The sequence below is a fragment of the Acinetobacter calcoaceticus ANC 3811 genome (assembly GCF_000399665.1).
Lineage (GTDB): Bacteria > Pseudomonadota > Gammaproteobacteria > Pseudomonadales > Moraxellaceae > Acinetobacter > Acinetobacter calcoaceticus_B.
Genome location: NZ_KB976986.1, coordinates 1814129 through 1832694 on the forward strand (window position 1 = coordinate 1814129; position 18566 = coordinate 1832694).

An 18566-nucleotide genomic window follows, 5' to 3' on the forward strand; every position below is an offset into this window, starting at 1 on the left:
AAAAAGTGCTTTATTCCGCTTCAATAATTTCGAAGTCATGGGTAATTTCTACTCCACCATCGGAAAGCATTTTACTCGCTGAACAATATTTTTCGGCAGATAATTCAACTGCTTTTGCAACCTGTTTTTCTTTCACAGCGTTACCTGTTACCACAAAGTGTAAGTGGATTTTAGTAAAAACAGCTGGAATTGTGTCAGCACGCTCAGCTTTTAAATTACATACAACATTCGTCACATTTTGGCGCGATTTCTTTAAAATGGTCACAATATCAAACGAAGCACACCCACCAAGTCCCATTAACAGCAACTCCATAGGACGTGGACCACGGTTTTCACCACCATACTCAGGTGAGCCGTCCATGATGACACTATGCCCACTATCTGATTTCGCTTCAAAAGCAACATTCTCTAGCCAATGTACACTTGTTTGCATTGCAACTACCTAAAAAAAATTATAAATTTAAGCAGGGTCTGTTGACATTTCATCTATGGATTGCGTTAGAGCTAAAAATTAATCCAAATAACACGCAAAACCCAGACAATGGCGATCCTTTGTCCAGTTTTGTTACATAGTTTGTGAAATTTCAGCCATAATCTGAGTTGCCATTTAAGCAGCGCAAGACCATGTTATTTTGTACGTTCCGTTGTTAAGATCTATTTATTTAGAATGGTTAAATTTCATAGCTCTTGCTTGGTAACGTCTAAAAGAATTGTCTTATGTCGCAACCATCTGTGAAATGTCAACAGACCCTTGTTTTGTACACTAACATAAAATGAGTTGATAAGGAATTTCATCTCTTCTGTGTAATAATAGCTCATCTCGGGCTTGTGTGAATTGTTTACCCTATTCGGAACATATTAAGCATGACTTCAAATTTTTCACAACTCAGCACAGATGCTTTATCTCCGGGGCAACTACCTGAATCCGTTAAAGCATTGTTAAAACGTGCTCACATCAACAGATATCCAAAACGAACCACAATTGTTGATGCCGGAACAGAGTCGAAATCTTTATATTTAATTTTAAAAGGCTCAGTTTCAATTATTTTACGTGAAGATGACGAGCGTGAAATTGTTGTTGCATATTTGAATCCGGGCGACTTCTTTGGGGAAATGGGGCTTTTCGAACCGAATCCACAACGTACAGCTGAAGTTCGTACTCGTGATGTCTGTGAAATTGCAGAAATTTCTTATGACAACTTCCACGAACTTAGCAAACAATATCCAGACTTAAGCTATGCTGTTTTTGCACAACTTGTTCGTCGTCTAAAAAATACGACTCGTAAAATGACAGATCTTGCATTTATTGATGTGTCTGGGCGTATTGCACGTTGTTTAATCGACTTATCTTCACAACCAGAAGCAATGATTTTGCCAAATGGTCGTCAAATTCGCATCACTCGTCAAGAAATTGGCCGTATTGTGGGATGTTCACGTGAGATGGTTGGCCGTGTACTCAAAACCTTAGAAGATCAAGGCATGATCCAGACAGATGGTAAAGCTATTCTTATTTTTGATGTTTCATTAGATGAAGCGCCTGCTCCTGATGAAGACTATGATGATGAAGAATAATATTTTTTAAATTTTTAATAAAAAGCAAACTTCGGTTTGCTTTTTTTATATGCAACAATGAGTTAATACACAAAACTTACAAACTATTCTAATTTTATGATTTAAGTTGAATACATATTCTCCGTTAGGCTAACTCAAAATTTCCAAGGATTCCGCTGTATGCAATTTAACCCACTTAGTCGCACAGGCCTCAAGCTTCCAGAAATTTGTTTAGGCACCATGACATTTGGTGAGCAAAACTCCCAACAAGAAGCATTTGAACAACTCAATTATGCTTTGGCACACGGTTTATATTTTTGGGATACGGCAGAGATGTATTCAGTTCCGCCAAAACCTGAAACTTATGGTGCTACTGAAACCATTATTGGCAATTGGTTTGCCCAAAATGGTCAGCGTGATAAAGTCTTTCTTGCCTCTAAAATTGCCGGACCTGGCTTTGGAGGAACACACATCAGAGAAGGCCATACGCGCTTTAACAACGATCATATTGCTAAAGCCCTAGATGGCTCCCTAAAACGCCTTCAAACCGAATATATCGACCTTTACCAGCTCCATTGGCCTGAACGTCATACCAACTTTTTCGGTACGCTAGCTTATGGTAACCAGCAAGCCCAAAATGATTACGATACAACCCCTCTAGAAGAAACATTACTTGCTCTACAAGAAGAGATTAACCGAGGACGCATTCGTTATATTGGTTTATCGAATGAGACACCATGGGGCACTATGAAGTTTTTACATTTGGCTGAAAAGTTAGGTGTCAGCAAATTTGTAAGCGTTCAAAATCCATATAGCCTACTCAACCGTACTTATGAAATAGGTATGTCTGAAATTGCTAAATATGAAGATGTTGGCTTACTTGCCTACTCTCCTCTTGCATTTGGCTATCTATCTGGCAAGTTTAGAAATGGTGCTCGTCCTGCTAATGCTCGTGTCACATTATTTCCACGTTTTAGCCGCTACAGTAACCCTCAAAGCGAATGGGCAACTGAACAATATGCACAGCTAGCTGAGAAACATGGGCTAAGCTTAACTCAAATGGCTTTAGCATTTATCAAACAACAATTTTTTGTGACCAGCACAATTATTGGTGCGACTAATCTAGACCAACTTAAAGAAAATATTCAGGCATTTGAAATTGAACTGCCTGCTGAAGTCTTACAAGGCATTGAAGCCATTCATATCCAACAGCCCAACCCTGCCCCTTAAATAAAAAACGGATGCTTAGGCATCCGTTTTCTTTATCTATAAAAAATTTATATCTTATTTACGGCCGTTATAAACAGCCATTGCCGCAGGCAAGTTTTGACGCATATCGTTAATACGCTGAGAGTTAGATGGGTGAGTAGACAAGAATGATGAACCACCGCCACCTTCAAGCTTATTCATTTTTTCCCACAATGTAATCGCTGCATTTGGATTATAACCTGCACGCGCCATTAGCATTAAGCCGCCTTGGTCCGCACGACTTTCCAAGCTACGCGAATATGGTAAGCCTACACCGACTTGTGAACCTAACTGAGCCGCAGCCGACCCTAGTTGACCCACATTACCACCATTAATCTGACTTAAGCCAATATTTAATGCTAAATCAGTTAAAGCTTGAGCACCAATTTTACTTTTCGCATGCTCTTCTAAAGCATGTGTCATTTCATGCCCCATAACAGCTGCAATTTCAGCATCTGTCAGGTTCAATTTATTTACAATGCCTGTATAGAACACCACTTTACCACCTGGTGCTACATAAGCATTAATGGTGTCTGATTTCAGTACTGCCAACTGCCAACTAAAAGGCTGACCAGTTTGGTTCATCTGGTTTGCATACGGTTTTAAACGGTTAAAAACAGCATTAATACGGTTATAGGTACTTGAACTTGTGTCCAGCGTTCCTTTGCCACGCGCTTCCTGCACCATTTTACTAAAACCTTGAGCAGACTGAGCATTTAAGGTTGCAGTATCTGCACCTGCCATGTCCGCTACTGTTGCACAGCCAGAAATGGTCATCACACTTGCTGCACACAAGCTTAAAAAGAGTTTTTTATTCATAACATGGATCACCTAAATCGATAAAAAGCTGTTTATTCTTTTGCACTTATTATAAGAAATCCAGCTTACTCTTTGAATGTCTCATTTCTCCATGATCATTGTATTTATGTAACGATCAAGTCGATAAAGTCATCAAATAAATCCAGAAAATCAAACATATTACATTTAAGCCAAGATAGAGATGACTTAATACTTTAACTTTCTCTTCAAGATTAGGACTTTCTCTCTTCCAGAGTAAATAACTATTTTGTATGAACACCACAGGAATTAACACACAAGCGAACAATACTGACAAACTCATAAAAGCAGTCATAAAGAAATCTTCATGGTATGTCTGACCATAAATAACCAACATCGCTAGTGTTGGAGAACCACCAATAGCAAATAAAAAAGAATAAAAAATTGTTTTTGAAATAGTTGGTTGCAGCTTCATCCTGAGCCCATCATTCCTTATCTATATCTAACGTTTTAATCTGAATCGAATAAAACAAAAACTGCACTTTAGTCGGGTATAAAAAAGCCCCCTTGCAGGAGGCCTTTTTAATCTTTGCTAATTAAGCAGAGAATGGATGACGTAAAACAATTGTTTCTGCACGGTCTGGACCAGTTGAAACGATATCAATCGGACATTCGATTAATTGTTCAATACGCTTCACATAAGCCAAAGCATTTGCTGGTAATTGTTCGATGCTAGTTAAACCAACAGTCGACTCGCTCCAACCAGGCATAGTTTCATAAATTGGTTTCAAGCATTCAAAAGAAACCGCATCAGAAGAACCTACACAGCCTGAATCTGTATTTTCATAGCCCACACAGATTTTTACTTCTTCTAAACCATCTAAAACGTCAAGTTTAGTTAAGCAAATACCAGAAAGTGAGTTTACATCTACGGAACGGCGAAGGATTTCAGCATCAAACCAACCACAACGACGTTGACGACCAGTAGAAGCACCAAATTCATGACCAACTGTACCAAGGTGTTTACCCACTGGATCACCAGCATCAGCTGCTGCATCGTAAACCAATTCAGTTGGGAATGGACCAGCACCTACACGTGTTGTATAAGCTTTGGTAATACCTAATACGTAATCAAGATGTAAAGGCCCCATACCTGAACCAGAGCTTACGCCACCGGCAGTTGTATTTGAACTTGTAACATATGGATAAGTACCGTGGTCAATATCTAGAAGTGAGCCTTGAGCTCCTTCAAACATTACAGCCTTACCTTCTTTGCGATAGTCATGCAACACTTTAGTAACATCAACTACTAATGGAGCAAGAACTTCACGCCATTGGTTGCAAAGAGCCAATACATCTTCAAATTTAACAGCTTCTACACCGTAGAACTGAGTTAATTGGAAGTTATGTAACTCAAGCATTTCTTGGAGTTTTTCTTCTAATGCCGCGCCACCACGAACAAGGTCAGCAACACGCACTGCACGGCGAGCTACTTTATCTTCGTAAGCAGGACCAATACCACGACCTGTAGTACCGATTTTAGCATTACCACGTTTCTTTTCACGTGCCTGATCAAGTGCAATGTGGTTAGGCAAAATGAGTGGACAGTTTGGAGAAATACGTAGACGTTCTTTAACAGGAACTCCTTCTGCTTCCAAAATTCCCATTTCTTCAATTAACGCGGCTGGTGAAAGTACTACACCATTACCAATTAAGCACAATACGTTTTCACGTAAAATACCTGATGGAATGAGGTGCAATACAGTTTTTTTACCACCTACGACAAGAGTATGACCTGCGTTATGTCCGCCTTGATAACGTACTACCGCAGCCGCCTGATCTGTGAGCAGGTCGACGATCTTACCTTTACCTTCGTCGCCCCATTGGGTACCAAGTACCACAACATTTTTGCCCATAATAGCCTCATTACATCATGCTGTTAAAATTGGAAACCACCAGTAAAAATTACCGTTGGCATTTAAATCTTTTCAATATTCCATTGACCATTTTGCGCCACGAGTTGATGGGTCGCGTATGGAATAGAACTTAAATCATCATTACCTAACAATTGAACGACACGTAAACCTTGAGCACGTGCATTCGAAATTGCTGAGAGTAAATCCTGTTCTGAGCCTTTTGGAGCAACAACAGTTTCGATCTCTGCGAACTGATTTGCACCTAAGGCATATAAATCACAACTGAAGCCAGTGGCAGGACGTGCGCGACCAAAGTGCTCACCAATACCATCGTAACGACCACCCTGTGCTAACGGCGCAGCACGGTTCGGTGCATAGACCGCATACATTAAGCCAGTGTGATAGTGATAACTACGTAGCTCTACAACATCGATACCGATATTGAGATTTGGCCAACGACCTTTAATTTGCGCAAGCGTTGTTTTAAGTGCATCTAATGCTGACTTGAACTCCGCATCTTGCAAGATATTGGCACTTAAATTTGTCTGTAATGCTTCTAGATCACTAGAATAACGGCCAAGCGCATAGAAATCAGAACCCATATTTAGGTTTTGAGTGAATTCTGCTAACTCTGGTAACGCTTTTCTTTGATAAAGATCAGAAAGTTCATGTTCTTCATTTTTTGACAGTCCAGCATACTTTACTAGACTACGAAACAACCCTACATGGCCCAAATCTAAATGAGCACCTTGTAAAGTGTAGATGTTCTCAATCAATCCCAACATGACATCGACCATTTCGACATCAGCTTCGATGCTGTCGTGGCCATATAACTCTGCACCTAATTGCAAAGGTGCACGTGTGGCATTGAAATTTTGTGGTTTAGTATGTAATACAGTCCCTGAATAACAGTAACGTGCAATGCCTTCAACTGGTCTTACATGTGCATCGATACGAGCAACTTGTGGCGTCATATCAGCACGAACACCGAGTAAACGGCCTGAGAGCTGATCAATAACCTTAAAAGTTACTAAATCTAAGTCTTGATTTGATTCTGATAATGAAGACAACGATTCGATGTATTCGATAAATGGTGTATATACCAATTGATAACCTCGCACCGCGAGGAAATCTAAAGCTTCACGGCGAAGTTTTTCAATGACTTGTGCCTGTTCCGGCAATACATCTGCTACCCCGTCAGGCAGCAACCATGTCTCTGAAATGGTCATATTTCAAGCCTAAAATCTGATCAACGTGGAACGACCCCACATAAAAAAATCGGGAACACACCCGATTTCTCTTAGTGTAGCATGATACTTTCTGCCATGCACCTGACAATTTGCATAAATCTTTCTTAATAAACTCTAAAGTCAAAAAAAAGATTTAAACAATTAATAATAATATTCAATATCTTACTCTGCTTCGTTTATATCATAGATAAAAGTTCTTCGACCAAAGAAAGGGCCAATAACTGAACTATCACCTTGTTTCCAGTTAACCAAATTTAGCTTTTGAATAGCTTGAACTGCTTGAGTATTAAAAGCAAAGCAACCTTTTTCAAGATTTGCGATTTTTAACTTTTGTCTTAAAGCAATTAATGAATGCGTATTATTAAGCGGGTTATCTTCTATAGAATAAAGGTGAGACTTCTCATACGCCAAACTTCTATCAGCATCCCATAAACTGCTTGATACAAATTCCATAGAAGCAAACTGATCATTATTATTACCCAGTGCGCTTTCAATATCACCAGTTTCTAAGTTTTCTAAAACAGTTAAGTTATACCAATACCACTGCGAGTTTAGAAGCCTAAAATACTTTTTATCTGGACCTAAGTTATTATATCTTTCGATAATTTTCTGCTTTTTTTCGCTAAACGAGGGATTGGCATTAAAACTAGATATATATGAAATATAAGATTGATTCCATTGAGTCTCTTTTAAACGATAACAATAACTATTTTTAGGAAATATCGCACTATTATAATTTTGATAGAATTTAATTAAATTTTGATTAGGGTAACCATTCAGATCGACATTAAAATTTATATTCTCTCGATATCCTGGTAATACAAGATCAAAGATCTTTTCCCCATCCAACTTAACAAGTTCAAAGTTTAAATTTTGTTTTAGTTCAGAAGTTAGCTCATAAGTCCAACTACTAGGCGTTAACCTTTTTACAATATTTGTTTGTAGTGTGCCTTTATTTAGAATCTTTTCTTCGGTAAAAATTTCTTTTTCTAAAGGTTGGTTGTGAGATTTTGAAAAAAATATTTCATTATTCTTAATTGAATATTGAGTAATTTCAAAAAAATCACTATAGACCTCTGAAGAAAAATTCGCAGGCTGATAATAAACTTGGTAAATTTTGTCTTCTTTTTCTAAATTAACTGGAGCTTGGTCATTGGTATTTTGATCTGAACTCCCACCTCCACAAGCAGTTAAAATAATAGTAGATGTAAAAACTAAAAAACCACTTATTTTTTTTGAGTTAAATTTCATATGAACTCTATAATTAAAATTTTAATGTTTGTGAATCATACAAATAGATATAATTTTACACAACACTAATATTTAGAATTTTCATTATTTTTAACTTTTTATACTTCAAATTAATAATTATAAAAAGGATGTTTATTCAACATCCTTTATTACTTAAATACACTTTCAGAAAGAATCGCACAAATCTAATAATCGATTTGCATAGCCCCATTCATTATCATACCAAGCAAATACTTTAGCTTGATGCCCAACAACCATTGTCTGAGTTAAATCAACAATAAGAGAATAAGGAGAATGATTAAAATCACTGGAAACTAATGGCTCATCAGTAACAGCCATAATTTCTGCATAGTCTGTTTGAGATGCTTTAATCAGCAATTCATTAATATGATGAACAGTAATCGGAGATTGAGCGATAAAAGTTAAGTCAATTGCAGCTACATTAATAGTAGGTACGCGAATTGAATAACCATCGATACGGTCTTCCATTTTAGGCATAACACGTTTTAATGCACCGAGCGCGCTAGACGTGGTTGGGATAATATTTTGCCCAGATGCTCTAGCACGACGTAAATCACGATGCGCATGATCCAGTACAGATTGATCTGCCGTTACTGCATGAATTTCGGTCATAAGCGCAGTTTCAATACCAAAAGCATCATCAATGATTTTCACCAATGGAACTAAAGCCTGTGTAGTACATGAAACGCTTGATATGATCTGATCTGTTACTTTGACTTCATTATGGTTCACACCATAAACAATGGCTGCATCAACATGGTCAAAAGGCGCTGCCCCAATAATGACCCGCTTCGCCCCTGCTTGTAGATGACGCGTTGCATCAGCATGAGAACGAAACAGTCCTGTACACTCAAGCACCACATCAATATCTAAACTAGACCATGGTAAAAGTTCGGGTTGTTCCTGCTTTAAAACCTCAACTTTTAGCGTTCGTTGATTTGACTGAATATTCAAAAAAACTTTTTCATTTTCAATAAATATTTCCACATTTCCATTGAAACGGCCATGTGTTGAGTCATATTTAAATAAATGCACTAATGTTTGTACATCTGCTATATCGTTAATCGCCACGATTTCAAATTGAAATTGTTTTGGGCTCTCAAACCAGGCACGTAAAACATTACGTCCAATTCGACCAAACCCATTAATGGCGATACGTTGCATGACCTATCCTTATCTACAAAACTACAGGCTAAAGAAGGCATATAGTAAAGCACGTCACGCCTAGTTGAATATAGATTTTTAGCCAAATCACAGTTTTGTAAGATATTCCTTTTAAAATCGTTGGTTCGGTGGGGTTTTTCCGCTACAATTTAGCGTTTTTAAAAAATAAGCCCCGTATCACATGCTAAGGTTTGGCATAAAACAAACGAGCATTGATGATACATTTAGCCAAATTCGAAAATATGGAGTGACTTGGTTGTGAGTACTCGTTTAATGACATCTGCTGAAATTCGTGAAGCATTTTTGCGCTACTTTGAGACGCAAGGGCATACACGTGTCGCGTCGAGTTCTCTTGTTCCTGCCAACGACCCAACTTTATTATTTACAAATGCTGGGATGAACCAGTTTAAAGACTGCTTCTTAGGTCTTGAAAAACGTGACTATATACGTGCAACTTCATCACAAAAATGTGTACGTGCTGGTGGTAAACACAATGATTTAGACAACGTTGGTTATACTGCTCGTCACCATACATTCTTTGAAATGTTAGGTAATTTCTCATTTGGTGATTATTTCAAACGTGATGCACTTAAATTCGCTTGGGAATTTTTGACTAGCGATGAATGGCTAGCTCTCCCTAAAGACCGTTTATATGCGACCGTTTATCACACCGATGATGAAGCTTACGACATTTGGAATAAAGAAATTGGTTTAGCGCCTGAACGTATTATCCGTATTGGTGATAATAAAGGCGAAAAATACGCATCTGATAACTTCTGGGCAATGGGTGACACAGGTCCATGTGGTCCATGTTCTGAAATTTTCTTTGACCATGGCGATCACATTTGGGGTGGTTTACCAGGCTCTCCTGAAGAAGATGGCGACCGTTTCATTGAAATCTGGAATAACGTTTTCATGCAGTTTAACCGGACGAACGATGGCGTGCTTCACCCACTCCCTGCTCCATCTGTTGATACAGGTATGGGCTTAGAGCGTATCTCTGCTGTATTGCAACATGTTAATTCAAACTATGACATTGACTTGTTCCAACACTTATTAAAAGCTGCTGCAAACATTATTGGTATTGAAGACGAAGGTCAGCCTTCTTTACGTGTTGTTGCTGACCATGCGCGTTCATGCTGTTTCCTAATTGCTGATGGTGTTAACCCAAGTAATGAAGGTCGTGGTTATGTACTACGCCGTATTATCCGCCGTGCTGTGCGTCATGGTAATAAGCTTGGTGCAACTGGTACATTCTTCTACAAAATGTTGCAACCTTTAATCGAAGTTATGGGTGAGGCTTATCCTGAACTCGCAGCTCGTAAAGATGTAATTGAAGCAACTTTAGTTCGTGAAGAAGAACAGTTTGCTAAAACACTTGAGCAAGGTTTAAAACTACTCGAAGGCGAACTTGCTCAATTAAAAGACAAGACTATTCCTGGTGCGACTGTATTTAAGCTTTACGACACTTATGGCTTCCCAACAGACTTAACTGCTGATATTGCACGTGAACGTGACTTTATTATTGATGAAGCTGGTTTTGAAGTGGAAATGGCTGCTCAGCGTCAACGTGCTCGTGATGCTGGTAAATTCGCTATTGACTATAACAGCATTGTACAAGTTGAAGGCGAAACCCAGTTTGACGGTTACATCAACACCACTGGTCAAGGCCAAATTGTAGCGATCTACAAAGATGGCGTACAAGTTGATGAAGTTTCTGAAGGCGACGAAGCACTTATCGTTTTAAACCAAACTCCTTTCTATGCAGAAAGTGGTGGTCAGATTGGTGACACAGGTATCTTCAAAAACGAAACTGGTATTTTTGAAGTTCAAGATACCAAAAAGTCAGGCGGTGCCTTTGTTCATCAAGGTATTGTGACCGTTGGTAATCTTAAAGCCGATCAAAATGTTGAAGCGATTGTTAAAGCGGATATTCGTGATGCAACAGCTCGTAACCACTCAGCAACTCACCTATTACATGCTGCTCTACGTCAAATCTTAGGTTCACACGTACAACAAAAAGGCTCTTTAGTTGCAAGTGATATCTTACGTTTTGACTTTGCTAACGACCAACCTGTAACTTTTGAACAGTTACAACAGGTTGAGCGTTTGGTGAATGCAGAAATTATTGCAAATACCGCAGTAACAACTGAACTCCTCGACATCGAAGCGGCAAAAGCTAAAGGTGCCATGATGTTGTTCGGTGAAAAATATGGTAACGAAGTTCGTGTTCTCGCTATGGGTTCAGTGATTGATGAGAAAAACTTCTCGATTGAACTTTGTGGTGGTATTCACGTTAAGCGTACAGGTGATATTGGTTTATTTAAAATCACTTCTGAAGGCGGGGTAGCTGCTGGTGTACGTCGTATTGAAGCCGTTACAGGTACTAAAGCTTTAGATGTAGTTCAAAAAACCGATTCAGATATCCAGCACATTAATGGCTTATTAAAAGCACAGAAAGACCAAACTGTTGAGCGTGTACAGGCTAATGTAGAACTTGTTTCTGCATTACAAAAGCAGATTGAACAGCTCAATCAGAAATTGGCAAACTTCCAAGCGTCAGAATTGATTGATCAGGTACAAACGATTTCTGGTCGTCAAACGCTTATTACCACTGTTCAAGGTGTAGACGCGAAATCACTTCGCAACTTGCACGACAGTGTTAAATCAAAATTAGAGAATGCAGTTATTGTGTTAGCTGGCGTAGAGGGTGACAAAGTTAGCCTACTTGCTTCAGTTGCATCACAATACACTGCAAATCTAAAAGCAGGTGACATCATCAAGCATCTAGCAACTGAGTTAGGTGGTAAAGGTGGTGGTAAACCTGACTTAGCACAAGGTGGCGCGCCACTTAACGAGAAGTTTGGACAAGTTATTGCTGCATTACCTGCATGGCTTGAACAAAAATAAGACTTCACTTTTTGTGTAACTGACCCTGAAAAGCCTCTCAGGGTCATGGCTTATATGGAAAAACTATGGCATTAATCGTTCAAAAATATGGCGGTACTTCTATGGGTACCCCCGAGCGCATTTTAAATGTTGCTCGTCGTGTTAAGCGTTGGCATGATCACGGTCACAAGGTTGTTGTGGTCGTATCTGCAATGAGTGGTGAAACAAACCGCTTACTTGCTCTCGCTAAAGCCATTACCGAAACACCTGACCCACGCGAGTTAGACCAAATGGTTTCAACCGGTGAACAGGTGACGATTTCCATGTTAGCTATGGCACTTAATTCGATTGGTGTGGAAGCTAAATCCTATACCGGACGTCAAGTCGGTATTAAAACTGACAGTGCATTTACCAAGGCGCGTATTGAGTCTATTGATACAGATGTCATGACCAATGACCTAGATGCAGGCCGTGTTATTGTTGTTGCAGGTTTCCAAGGCTTTGATGCCAATGGAAATATCACAACGCTAGGCCGCGGTGGTTCAGATACTTCTGGTGTTGCTCTTGCTGCTGCACTAAAAGCAGATGAATGTCAAATTTACACTGATGTAGATGGCGTTTACACCACTGACCCACGTGTTGCTCCTAAAGCCAAAAAAATCGACCGTATTTCTTTTGAAGAAATGCTAGAAATGGCTTCATTAGGTTCAAAAGTTTTACAAATTCGCTCAGTAGAATTTGCCGGAAAATATCAAGTTCCTTTACGTGTATTATCAAGTTTTGATAATGATAACGACGGCGTGTTTGACGAAGAATTTAAAGAAAATGTAGGTACACTCATTACGACTGAGGCGGAAGATACTATGGAACAGCCAATTATTGCAGGTATTGCTTTTAACCGTGACGAAGCAAAATTAACGATTTTAGGTGTACCTGATGAACCAGGTATTGCTTCTAAAATTTTATCACCAGTAAGTGATGCCAATATCGAAGTCGACATGATAGTGCAAAATGTTGAAGAAGATGGCACAACAGATTTCACTTTCACTGTAAACCGTGTTGATTTAGCGAAAGCTGAAAAAATCTTAAATGAAACTGCCAAAAATATTGGCGCACGTGAAGTTTCAACACGTGATGACATCGTTAAAGTGTCTATCGTAGGTGTAGGTATGCGTTCACATGCAGGGGTCGCGAGCAAGATGTTCACTGCCCTAGCTGACGAAGGCATCAACATTCTTATGATTTCAACTTCTGAAATTAAAGTTTCTGTCATTATTGATGAGAAATATCTTGAACTTGCTGTTCGTTGTCTACATACCGCTTTTGGTTTAGATCGTGAACATGGTGAAAGCAGCGCCCGCGCTTAATTTTACCAAACGGTCAATAATTCATTAAAAAATGTTTACTTGTCCGACAATAATCAAATAAAACACAGAGCCGCTATAGTTTTTTTTATAGCGGCTCTGTTATATTAAACGGAAAGTTTTTTGGCAGAGATTATCAAAATATGACTTTGTTCTCATATTTCTGTTAGAATCTGACTGAAAACTGAGGTTGAGCTTTTATTTGGGTACCAATATTGCAGTTTTAAGCGTTTAGCAAGGAGATAAACATGCTGATTCTGACCCGCCGTGTCGGGGAAACATTAATGATTGGGGATCAAGTCAGTGTTACTGTGCTTGGCGTCAAGGGAAACCAAGTTCGTATTGGTGTGAATGCACCAAAAGAGGTTTCTGTTCATCGCGAAGAAATTTATCAACGTATTCAACATGAACGTGCAATGCACGAACACCTTCAAAATCTTGATCAAGATTATCAAGTTTCTTTTGAAGATGAAAATTATGCACAGAAAAACTTCAATCGTTGATATGAAGTTATTCTCTCCCTAATTAAAGCGACTTTCTAGTCGCTTTAAATTTTTTAGGACTTTGTATTTATAGGCCTAGAGCACGTTTAACCGGAGCATAGCTGCGGCGGTGCTGATCGATTACCCCATGCGCTGCAATCGCTTCAAAATGCGCTTTAGTTGGATATCCTTTATGTTTGGCAAAACCAAATAATGGATATTGCTGATCTAATTCCGCCATTTGTCGGTCACGTGTAACCTTTGCCAGAATACTCGCTGCACTGATCTCTGGATGACTTGCATCTCCCCCAACAATCGCTTCACAAGGAATAATGATTCCTTTTGGAATTTGATTACCATCTACAATCACTTTTTGTGGTTGAGCTTTTAAACCATCAACTGCGCGCTGCATAGCTAAAAAAGTCGCTTGTAAAATATTTAATTCATCAATCTCAGCGTGCGTTGCTTCTGCAATTGACCAAGCTAAGGCTTTTTCTTGTATTTCAATAAACAACTTTTCACGTTTCTTTTCAGTTAATTTTTTAGAATCATTTAATCCCTCAATTGGATTATTCGGATCTAAAATAACAGCCGCTGCCACAACGGAACCTACTAATGGCCCACGTCCCGCCTCATCTACACCAGCAATAAACATTTACTCTTCACCTTTAAACAAAAGAGGCTGATCAATAGTAATCAGCCTTCTTTAATACAAAAATCATTACTTACTTTTGTAAAGCTTCTGCCACACACTCATTTACAGTTTTTGAAACCACTTGATTTACAATTGTAGCACGTGCATTTACATCAAATGCAGCCGCAGCCAATTCTACTGCTGTCACACTATTTGGTGCCTTTTCGCTCACACAACCACAAACATTCGTTTGAATGCTATCACGTTGCTCAGCAGTCATAAGCTTCGTTGCTGTCTTCCAAGCCGAAACATTATTAATCTCTGTAATACATTTCGCATTTACAGCAACTTTTAATGCAGCAACACCCAACTGTTGAGTTGTCGTTTGTGCAGAATTAGCGCCTGTACCCGTACCTGTAGTCGTTGCACACGCTGTTAAAGCTAAAACAACTGGCGCTAGAGCGAGCATCAATTTTTTCATCATTTTTTCCTTTGATTGAACGTTGGCAGCGCGTATTGTGCCTAAACTCGACTTTAGAAGAAACAAATAATTTGATGCATTTATGCAATCTATTTTCCCTTGTAAAACTCAGCTCATCAAATGCATTTTTCCTTAACCGTTCTGTTTTTAGCACGCTCTGTTACATTTAAAACATTTCTCAAAATCAGTGCTTTCCCATAAAATTGAAAATCAAAACGACAAAAAAATAGGGTCTTTTATGCCTGCTGTTTCATCTCAGTATTACACCCGTACCGCACAAATTCTGCATTGGGTGATGGCAATCATTTTCATCGCAGCATGGGCGATTGGGTTCTATAGTGGAAATTTTTTAAATTATGACGTTGATGGTAGCTTTAAAGGCGATGTGATTACGTTGCACAAAAATATTGCGACCACCATTATCTTTTTGGTGATTATCCGGATTTTATGGCGCTATACACATCCAGCTCCAAAATTACCAGATACGATGTCTCCAACGATGAAAACTTTGGCACATATTGGTCATCTATTGCTTTATGTGATTTTGGTGGCTTTACCTGTCACTGGTTGTTTATTTAGCTGGAGCGCTGGTCACCCTGCCCCTGTTTTATATTTATTTGAAATTCCGCGTTTAGTACAAGATAACCCAGAGCTTTTAGCTGTTGTTAAACCTTTGCATGTTTATATTTCTTGGTTTGCTGGCTTACTCATTGTTGGACATGTACTTGCTGCTTTAAAACATCATTTTGTTGATAAAGACAATATTTTAAATAGCATGACCAAACAACCTAAGTAATTATACATATAAAAAAACCGCCTAAGATAGGCGGTTTTTTTATTTAGATTTTCTGGATTTCTGCAATCCACTTTTGTTTCTCTTCCTCTGAAATGAAGGAAGCTTCAAAAGAGTTAATTGCGAGTTGCTTCAATTCATCATTGTTTAAGTCTAAAGCTTGTTGGATGGCAAAGAAATTATCATTCATATATCCACCGAAATATGAAGGGTCATCTGAGTTAACAGTCACGTTTACGCCTTTTTGCAATAGACGACGGATATTATGATCTTTCATATCCTGAACAACACATAGCTTTAAGTTACTTAAAGGACAAACGGTTAAAGGCATTTTTTCGTTAATTAAACGCGCCATTAATTGTTCGTCTTCTTCAGAACGCACACCATGGTCAATACGGTTCACTTTTAGTAGATCTAAAGCTTCCCACACATATTCAGGTGGACCTTCTTCACCAGCGTGAGCAACGATCAAGAAGCCCTCTTCACGTGCCTTAGCAAAAACACGTTCAAATTTAGCTGGCGGATGACCTACTTCACTTGAATCGAGCCCTACAGCAATAATATCTTGCTTAAACGGCAAAGCCTGCTCAAGTGTTTCAAATGCAGCTTCTTCACTTAAATGACGTAAGAAACACATAATCAGTTGAGAGCTGATACCAAACTTAGCTTTAGCATCTGCACACGCACGCTTTAAACCGCTAATCACTGTTGAGAACGCAACACCACGGTCAGTATGGGTTTGCGGGTCGAAGAACATTTCTGTATGAACGACATGATCTTCGGCACATTTCTCAAAATAAGCCCACGCTAAATCATAAAAGTCTTGTTCATGTACAAGAACATTCGCACCAGCATAGTAAATATCTAAGAATGATTGAAGATTATGAAAGTTATAAGCTTGCTTTACTTCTTCAACAGATTTGTAAGGAATCTGAATCTGATTGCGCTGGGCAATTGCAAACATTAATTCAGGTTCAAAAGTCCCTTCAATATGCACATGCAATTCGGCTTTTGGTAAGGCGCGAATCAGCTCGACTTGATTCATATTAACTCCACATCTAAAGAAAAAAGGGTGTGGTCAAAATCACACCCTTCTATTAATTTTCTTCTTATTAGAAACTATGACTAAGATAGCTTAAGAAGAAAACTATAAAAAATCATATTAACCGCCAAATGCGATAAATTTAAATACCCAAAGTGCAGCAATAATCCATACCATATACGGTACAGTTTTTGCCTTACCTGTGAATAATTTAACTAATGCATAGCTAATAAAACCCATTGCAATACCATCAGCAATTGAATAGGTAAATGGCATAAATACAATAGTTAAAAATGCTGGAACAGCTTCTGTAATATCATCCCAATCAATGTGAGTGATACCTTGAATCATCAACACACCAATGAACAATAAAGCTGGCGCCGTTGCAAAACCTGGTACAGATTGAGCAAGAGGTGCTAAAAATAAACAGCAGATAAATAGGACAGCAACCACAACAGCAGTTAAACCAGTACGTCCACCCGCTGCTACACCTGAAGCTGATTCAATATATGGCGTAGTCGAAGATGTACCTAATGCAGCACCGGCAACAATTGCTGTAGAGTCTGCAAATAATGCTTTCTTCAAGCGAGGCAATTTACCGTCTTGTAAAAGACCCGCACGGTGTGAAACACCAACCAAAGTACCTGTACTGTCAAATAAATCGACAATAAAGAATACGAAGATGACACCGACCATACTTGCAGTAAATAGGCCTTTAAAGTCCATTTGCATGAATGTTGGTGCAATTGAAGGGATTTGACCCACTACACCTTTAAATTCGTTTAGACCTAAAGCAGTAGCAATGCCTGTAACGACTAAAATACTAATAATGATTGCACCGCGAACCTTTAATTGATGTAGAACTACAATCATTAAAAATCCGAATAGCGCTAACAATACTGTAGGCTGTTTGATATCACCCAAACCGACTAATGTCGCTTGATTGGCAACAATAATACCTGAGTTTTTTAAAGCAATAAGCGCGAGGAATAAACCAATCCCCCCACCAATCGCAAACTTAAGCGACATCGGAATCGCATTGACAATCGCTTCACGAATTTTAAAGAAGCTAATTGCAAGAAAAACAAGGCCTGAAACAAAAACAGCCGCTAAAGCTGTTTGCCATGGCACGCCCATCCCCATACAAACCGAGTAGGTAAAGTAAGCGTTTAAACCCATACCAGGGGCCAGTGCGATTGGATAATTTGCAATGATCCCCATTACTAAACATCCGATTGCTGCTGCCAAACAGGTCGCAACGAATACGGCACCATGATCCATGCCGGTTTCAGATAAAATGAGTGGATTGACAATAATGATGTAACACATCGTTAGGAATGTAGTTACACCAGCAAGAACTTCAGTTCGGAAAGTGGTTTTATTGTCGCTTAACTTAAATAAACGCTCTAACCAGCCTACCGAAGAATTGGGCGCCGCCATAAGTAGCCTCTATGCAAAATCTGAACTGTGGAATATTTACGTCTATGTAGATAACTGAACAATATTGTTTTTCTGTTCAGACCTATAAACAAGAATCTCAAATAAAAGAAGCAACAAATATGCCACTCATTTGGTTTCTAGTTCGTACATAGGAAATAGCCACAGCCCCTCTTGAAACACAAAAAAGCTGCATAACCCCTATGCAGCTTTTTTACTATACGTTCAATAAGTTTAACAGATTCAACAGAAACATGATCAAAATT

At 38.8% G+C, this 18566-nt stretch carries 17 protein-coding genes and 1 pseudogene; 6 read left to right on the forward strand and 12 right to left on the reverse strand.

What is annotated here, in order from left to right; all coding sequences use genetic code 11:
- Positions 1-10: 10 nt before the first annotated feature.
- A complete protein-coding gene (locus F935_RS09800) occupies positions 11-433 on the reverse strand; it encodes an OsmC family protein (protein WP_016138784.1) in 423 nt (140 codons plus the stop codon).
- 78 nt (positions 434-511) lie between these two features.
- Positions 512-607: pseudogene (locus F935_RS19240) on the reverse strand (hypothetical protein).
- A gap of 257 nt (positions 608-864) precedes the next feature.
- On the opposite strand from F935_RS19240, the gene crp reads away from it, so the two are divergent.
- Both crp and F935_RS09810 read left to right on the forward strand, forming a co-directional pair.
- A complete protein-coding gene (crp, locus tag F935_RS09805; RefSeq protein ID WP_016138785.1) occupies positions 865-1572 on the forward strand; it encodes a cAMP-activated global transcriptional regulator CRP in 708 nt (235 codons plus the stop codon).
- Positions 1573-1731: 159 nt separating this feature from the next.
- The gene (locus tag F935_RS09810; protein ID WP_016138786.1) at positions 1732-2781 is read left to right on the forward strand and encodes an NADP(H)-dependent aldo-keto reductase; all 1050 of its coding nucleotides are present in this window, start codon (positions 1732-1734) and stop codon (positions 2779-2781) included.
- Positions 2782-2835: 54 nt separating this feature from the next.
- Here the strand turns inward: F935_RS09810 and F935_RS09815 are convergent, their stop codons facing one another.
- The 6 genes from F935_RS09815 to F935_RS09840 form a co-directional block, all read right to left on the reverse strand.
- Positions 2836-3618, reverse strand: coding sequence for a M48 family metallopeptidase (locus F935_RS09815; RefSeq protein ID WP_016138787.1), 783 nt, complete (start codon positions 3616-3618; stop codon positions 2836-2838).
- A 115-nt stretch (positions 3619-3733) separates the two neighbouring features.
- Positions 3734-4051 carry a hypothetical protein gene (locus tag F935_RS09820; RefSeq protein ID WP_016138788.1) on the reverse strand — a complete coding sequence of 106 codons (318 nt, stop codon included), beginning with the start codon at positions 4049-4051 and terminating at the stop codon, positions 3734-3736.
- Positions 4052-4172: 121 nt separating this feature from the next.
- A complete protein-coding gene (locus F935_RS09825; protein ID WP_016138789.1) occupies positions 4173-5492 on the reverse strand; it encodes an adenylosuccinate synthase in 1320 nt (439 codons plus the stop codon).
- Between the two features lie 62 nt (positions 5493-5554).
- On the reverse strand, positions 5555-6721 hold the full coding sequence (locus F935_RS09830; protein WP_016138790.1) for an ATP phosphoribosyltransferase regulatory subunit: 1167 nt from the start codon (positions 6719-6721) through the stop codon (positions 5555-5557).
- 183 nt (positions 6722-6904) lie between these two features.
- Positions 6905-7993, reverse strand: a complete 1089-nt coding sequence (locus F935_RS09835; protein ID WP_016138791.1) for a hypothetical protein — start codon at positions 7991-7993, stop codon at positions 6905-6907.
- A 165-nt stretch (positions 7994-8158) separates the two neighbouring features.
- Entirely contained in the window at positions 8159-9178 is a 1020-nt protein-coding gene (locus F935_RS09840; protein WP_016138792.1) for a type I glyceraldehyde-3-phosphate dehydrogenase, read from the reverse strand.
- A 273-nt stretch (positions 9179-9451) separates the two neighbouring features.
- Between F935_RS09840 and alaS the strand changes: the two genes are divergently transcribed.
- The 3 genes from alaS (at position 9452) to csrA (ending at position 13934) form a co-directional block, all read left to right on the forward strand.
- Positions 9452-12088, forward strand: a complete 2637-nt coding sequence (gene alaS / locus F935_RS09845; protein ID WP_016138793.1) for an alanine--tRNA ligase — start codon at positions 9452-9454, stop codon at positions 12086-12088.
- A 65-nt stretch (positions 12089-12153) separates the two neighbouring features.
- The gene (locus tag F935_RS09850; protein WP_016138794.1) at positions 12154-13434 is read left to right on the forward strand and encodes an aspartate kinase; all 1281 of its coding nucleotides are present in this window, start codon (positions 12154-12156) and stop codon (positions 13432-13434) included.
- A 245-nt stretch (positions 13435-13679) separates the two neighbouring features.
- On the forward strand, positions 13680-13934 hold the full coding sequence (gene csrA, locus F935_RS09855) for a carbon storage regulator CsrA (RefSeq protein ID WP_016138795.1): 255 nt from the start codon (positions 13680-13682) through the stop codon (positions 13932-13934).
- A gap of 67 nt (positions 13935-14001) precedes the next feature.
- Here csrA and rnhB read toward each other — a convergent pair whose 3' ends face one another.
- Positions 14002-14568, reverse strand: coding sequence for a ribonuclease HII (rnhB, locus tag F935_RS09860; RefSeq protein WP_004793774.1), 567 nt, complete (start codon positions 14566-14568; stop codon positions 14002-14004).
- Between the two features lie 70 nt (positions 14569-14638).
- Positions 14639-15028 (reverse strand): hypothetical protein, encoded by a 390-nt coding sequence (locus F935_RS09865; protein WP_016138796.1) that lies wholly within the window; start codon positions 15026-15028, stop codon positions 14639-14641.
- A gap of 238 nt (positions 15029-15266) precedes the next feature.
- Between F935_RS09865 and F935_RS09870 the strand changes: the two genes are divergently transcribed.
- Entirely contained in the window at positions 15267-15824 is a 558-nt protein-coding gene (locus F935_RS09870; RefSeq protein ID WP_016138797.1) for a cytochrome b, read from the forward strand.
- Between the two features lie 43 nt (positions 15825-15867).
- Here F935_RS09870 and F935_RS09875 read toward each other — a convergent pair whose 3' ends face one another.
- Together F935_RS09875 and F935_RS09880 are read right to left on the reverse strand one after the other, a co-directional pair.
- Positions 15868-16866 carry an adenosine deaminase gene (locus F935_RS09875; RefSeq protein ID WP_016138798.1) on the reverse strand — a complete coding sequence of 333 codons (999 nt, stop codon included), beginning with the start codon at positions 16864-16866 and terminating at the stop codon, positions 15868-15870.
- Positions 16867-16983: 117 nt separating this feature from the next.
- Positions 16984-18303: an NCS2 family permease gene (locus F935_RS09880; protein WP_016138799.1), complete on the reverse strand. Its 1320-nt coding sequence runs from the start codon at positions 18301-18303 to the stop codon at positions 16984-16986.
- Positions 18304-18566: the final 263 nt, after the last annotated feature.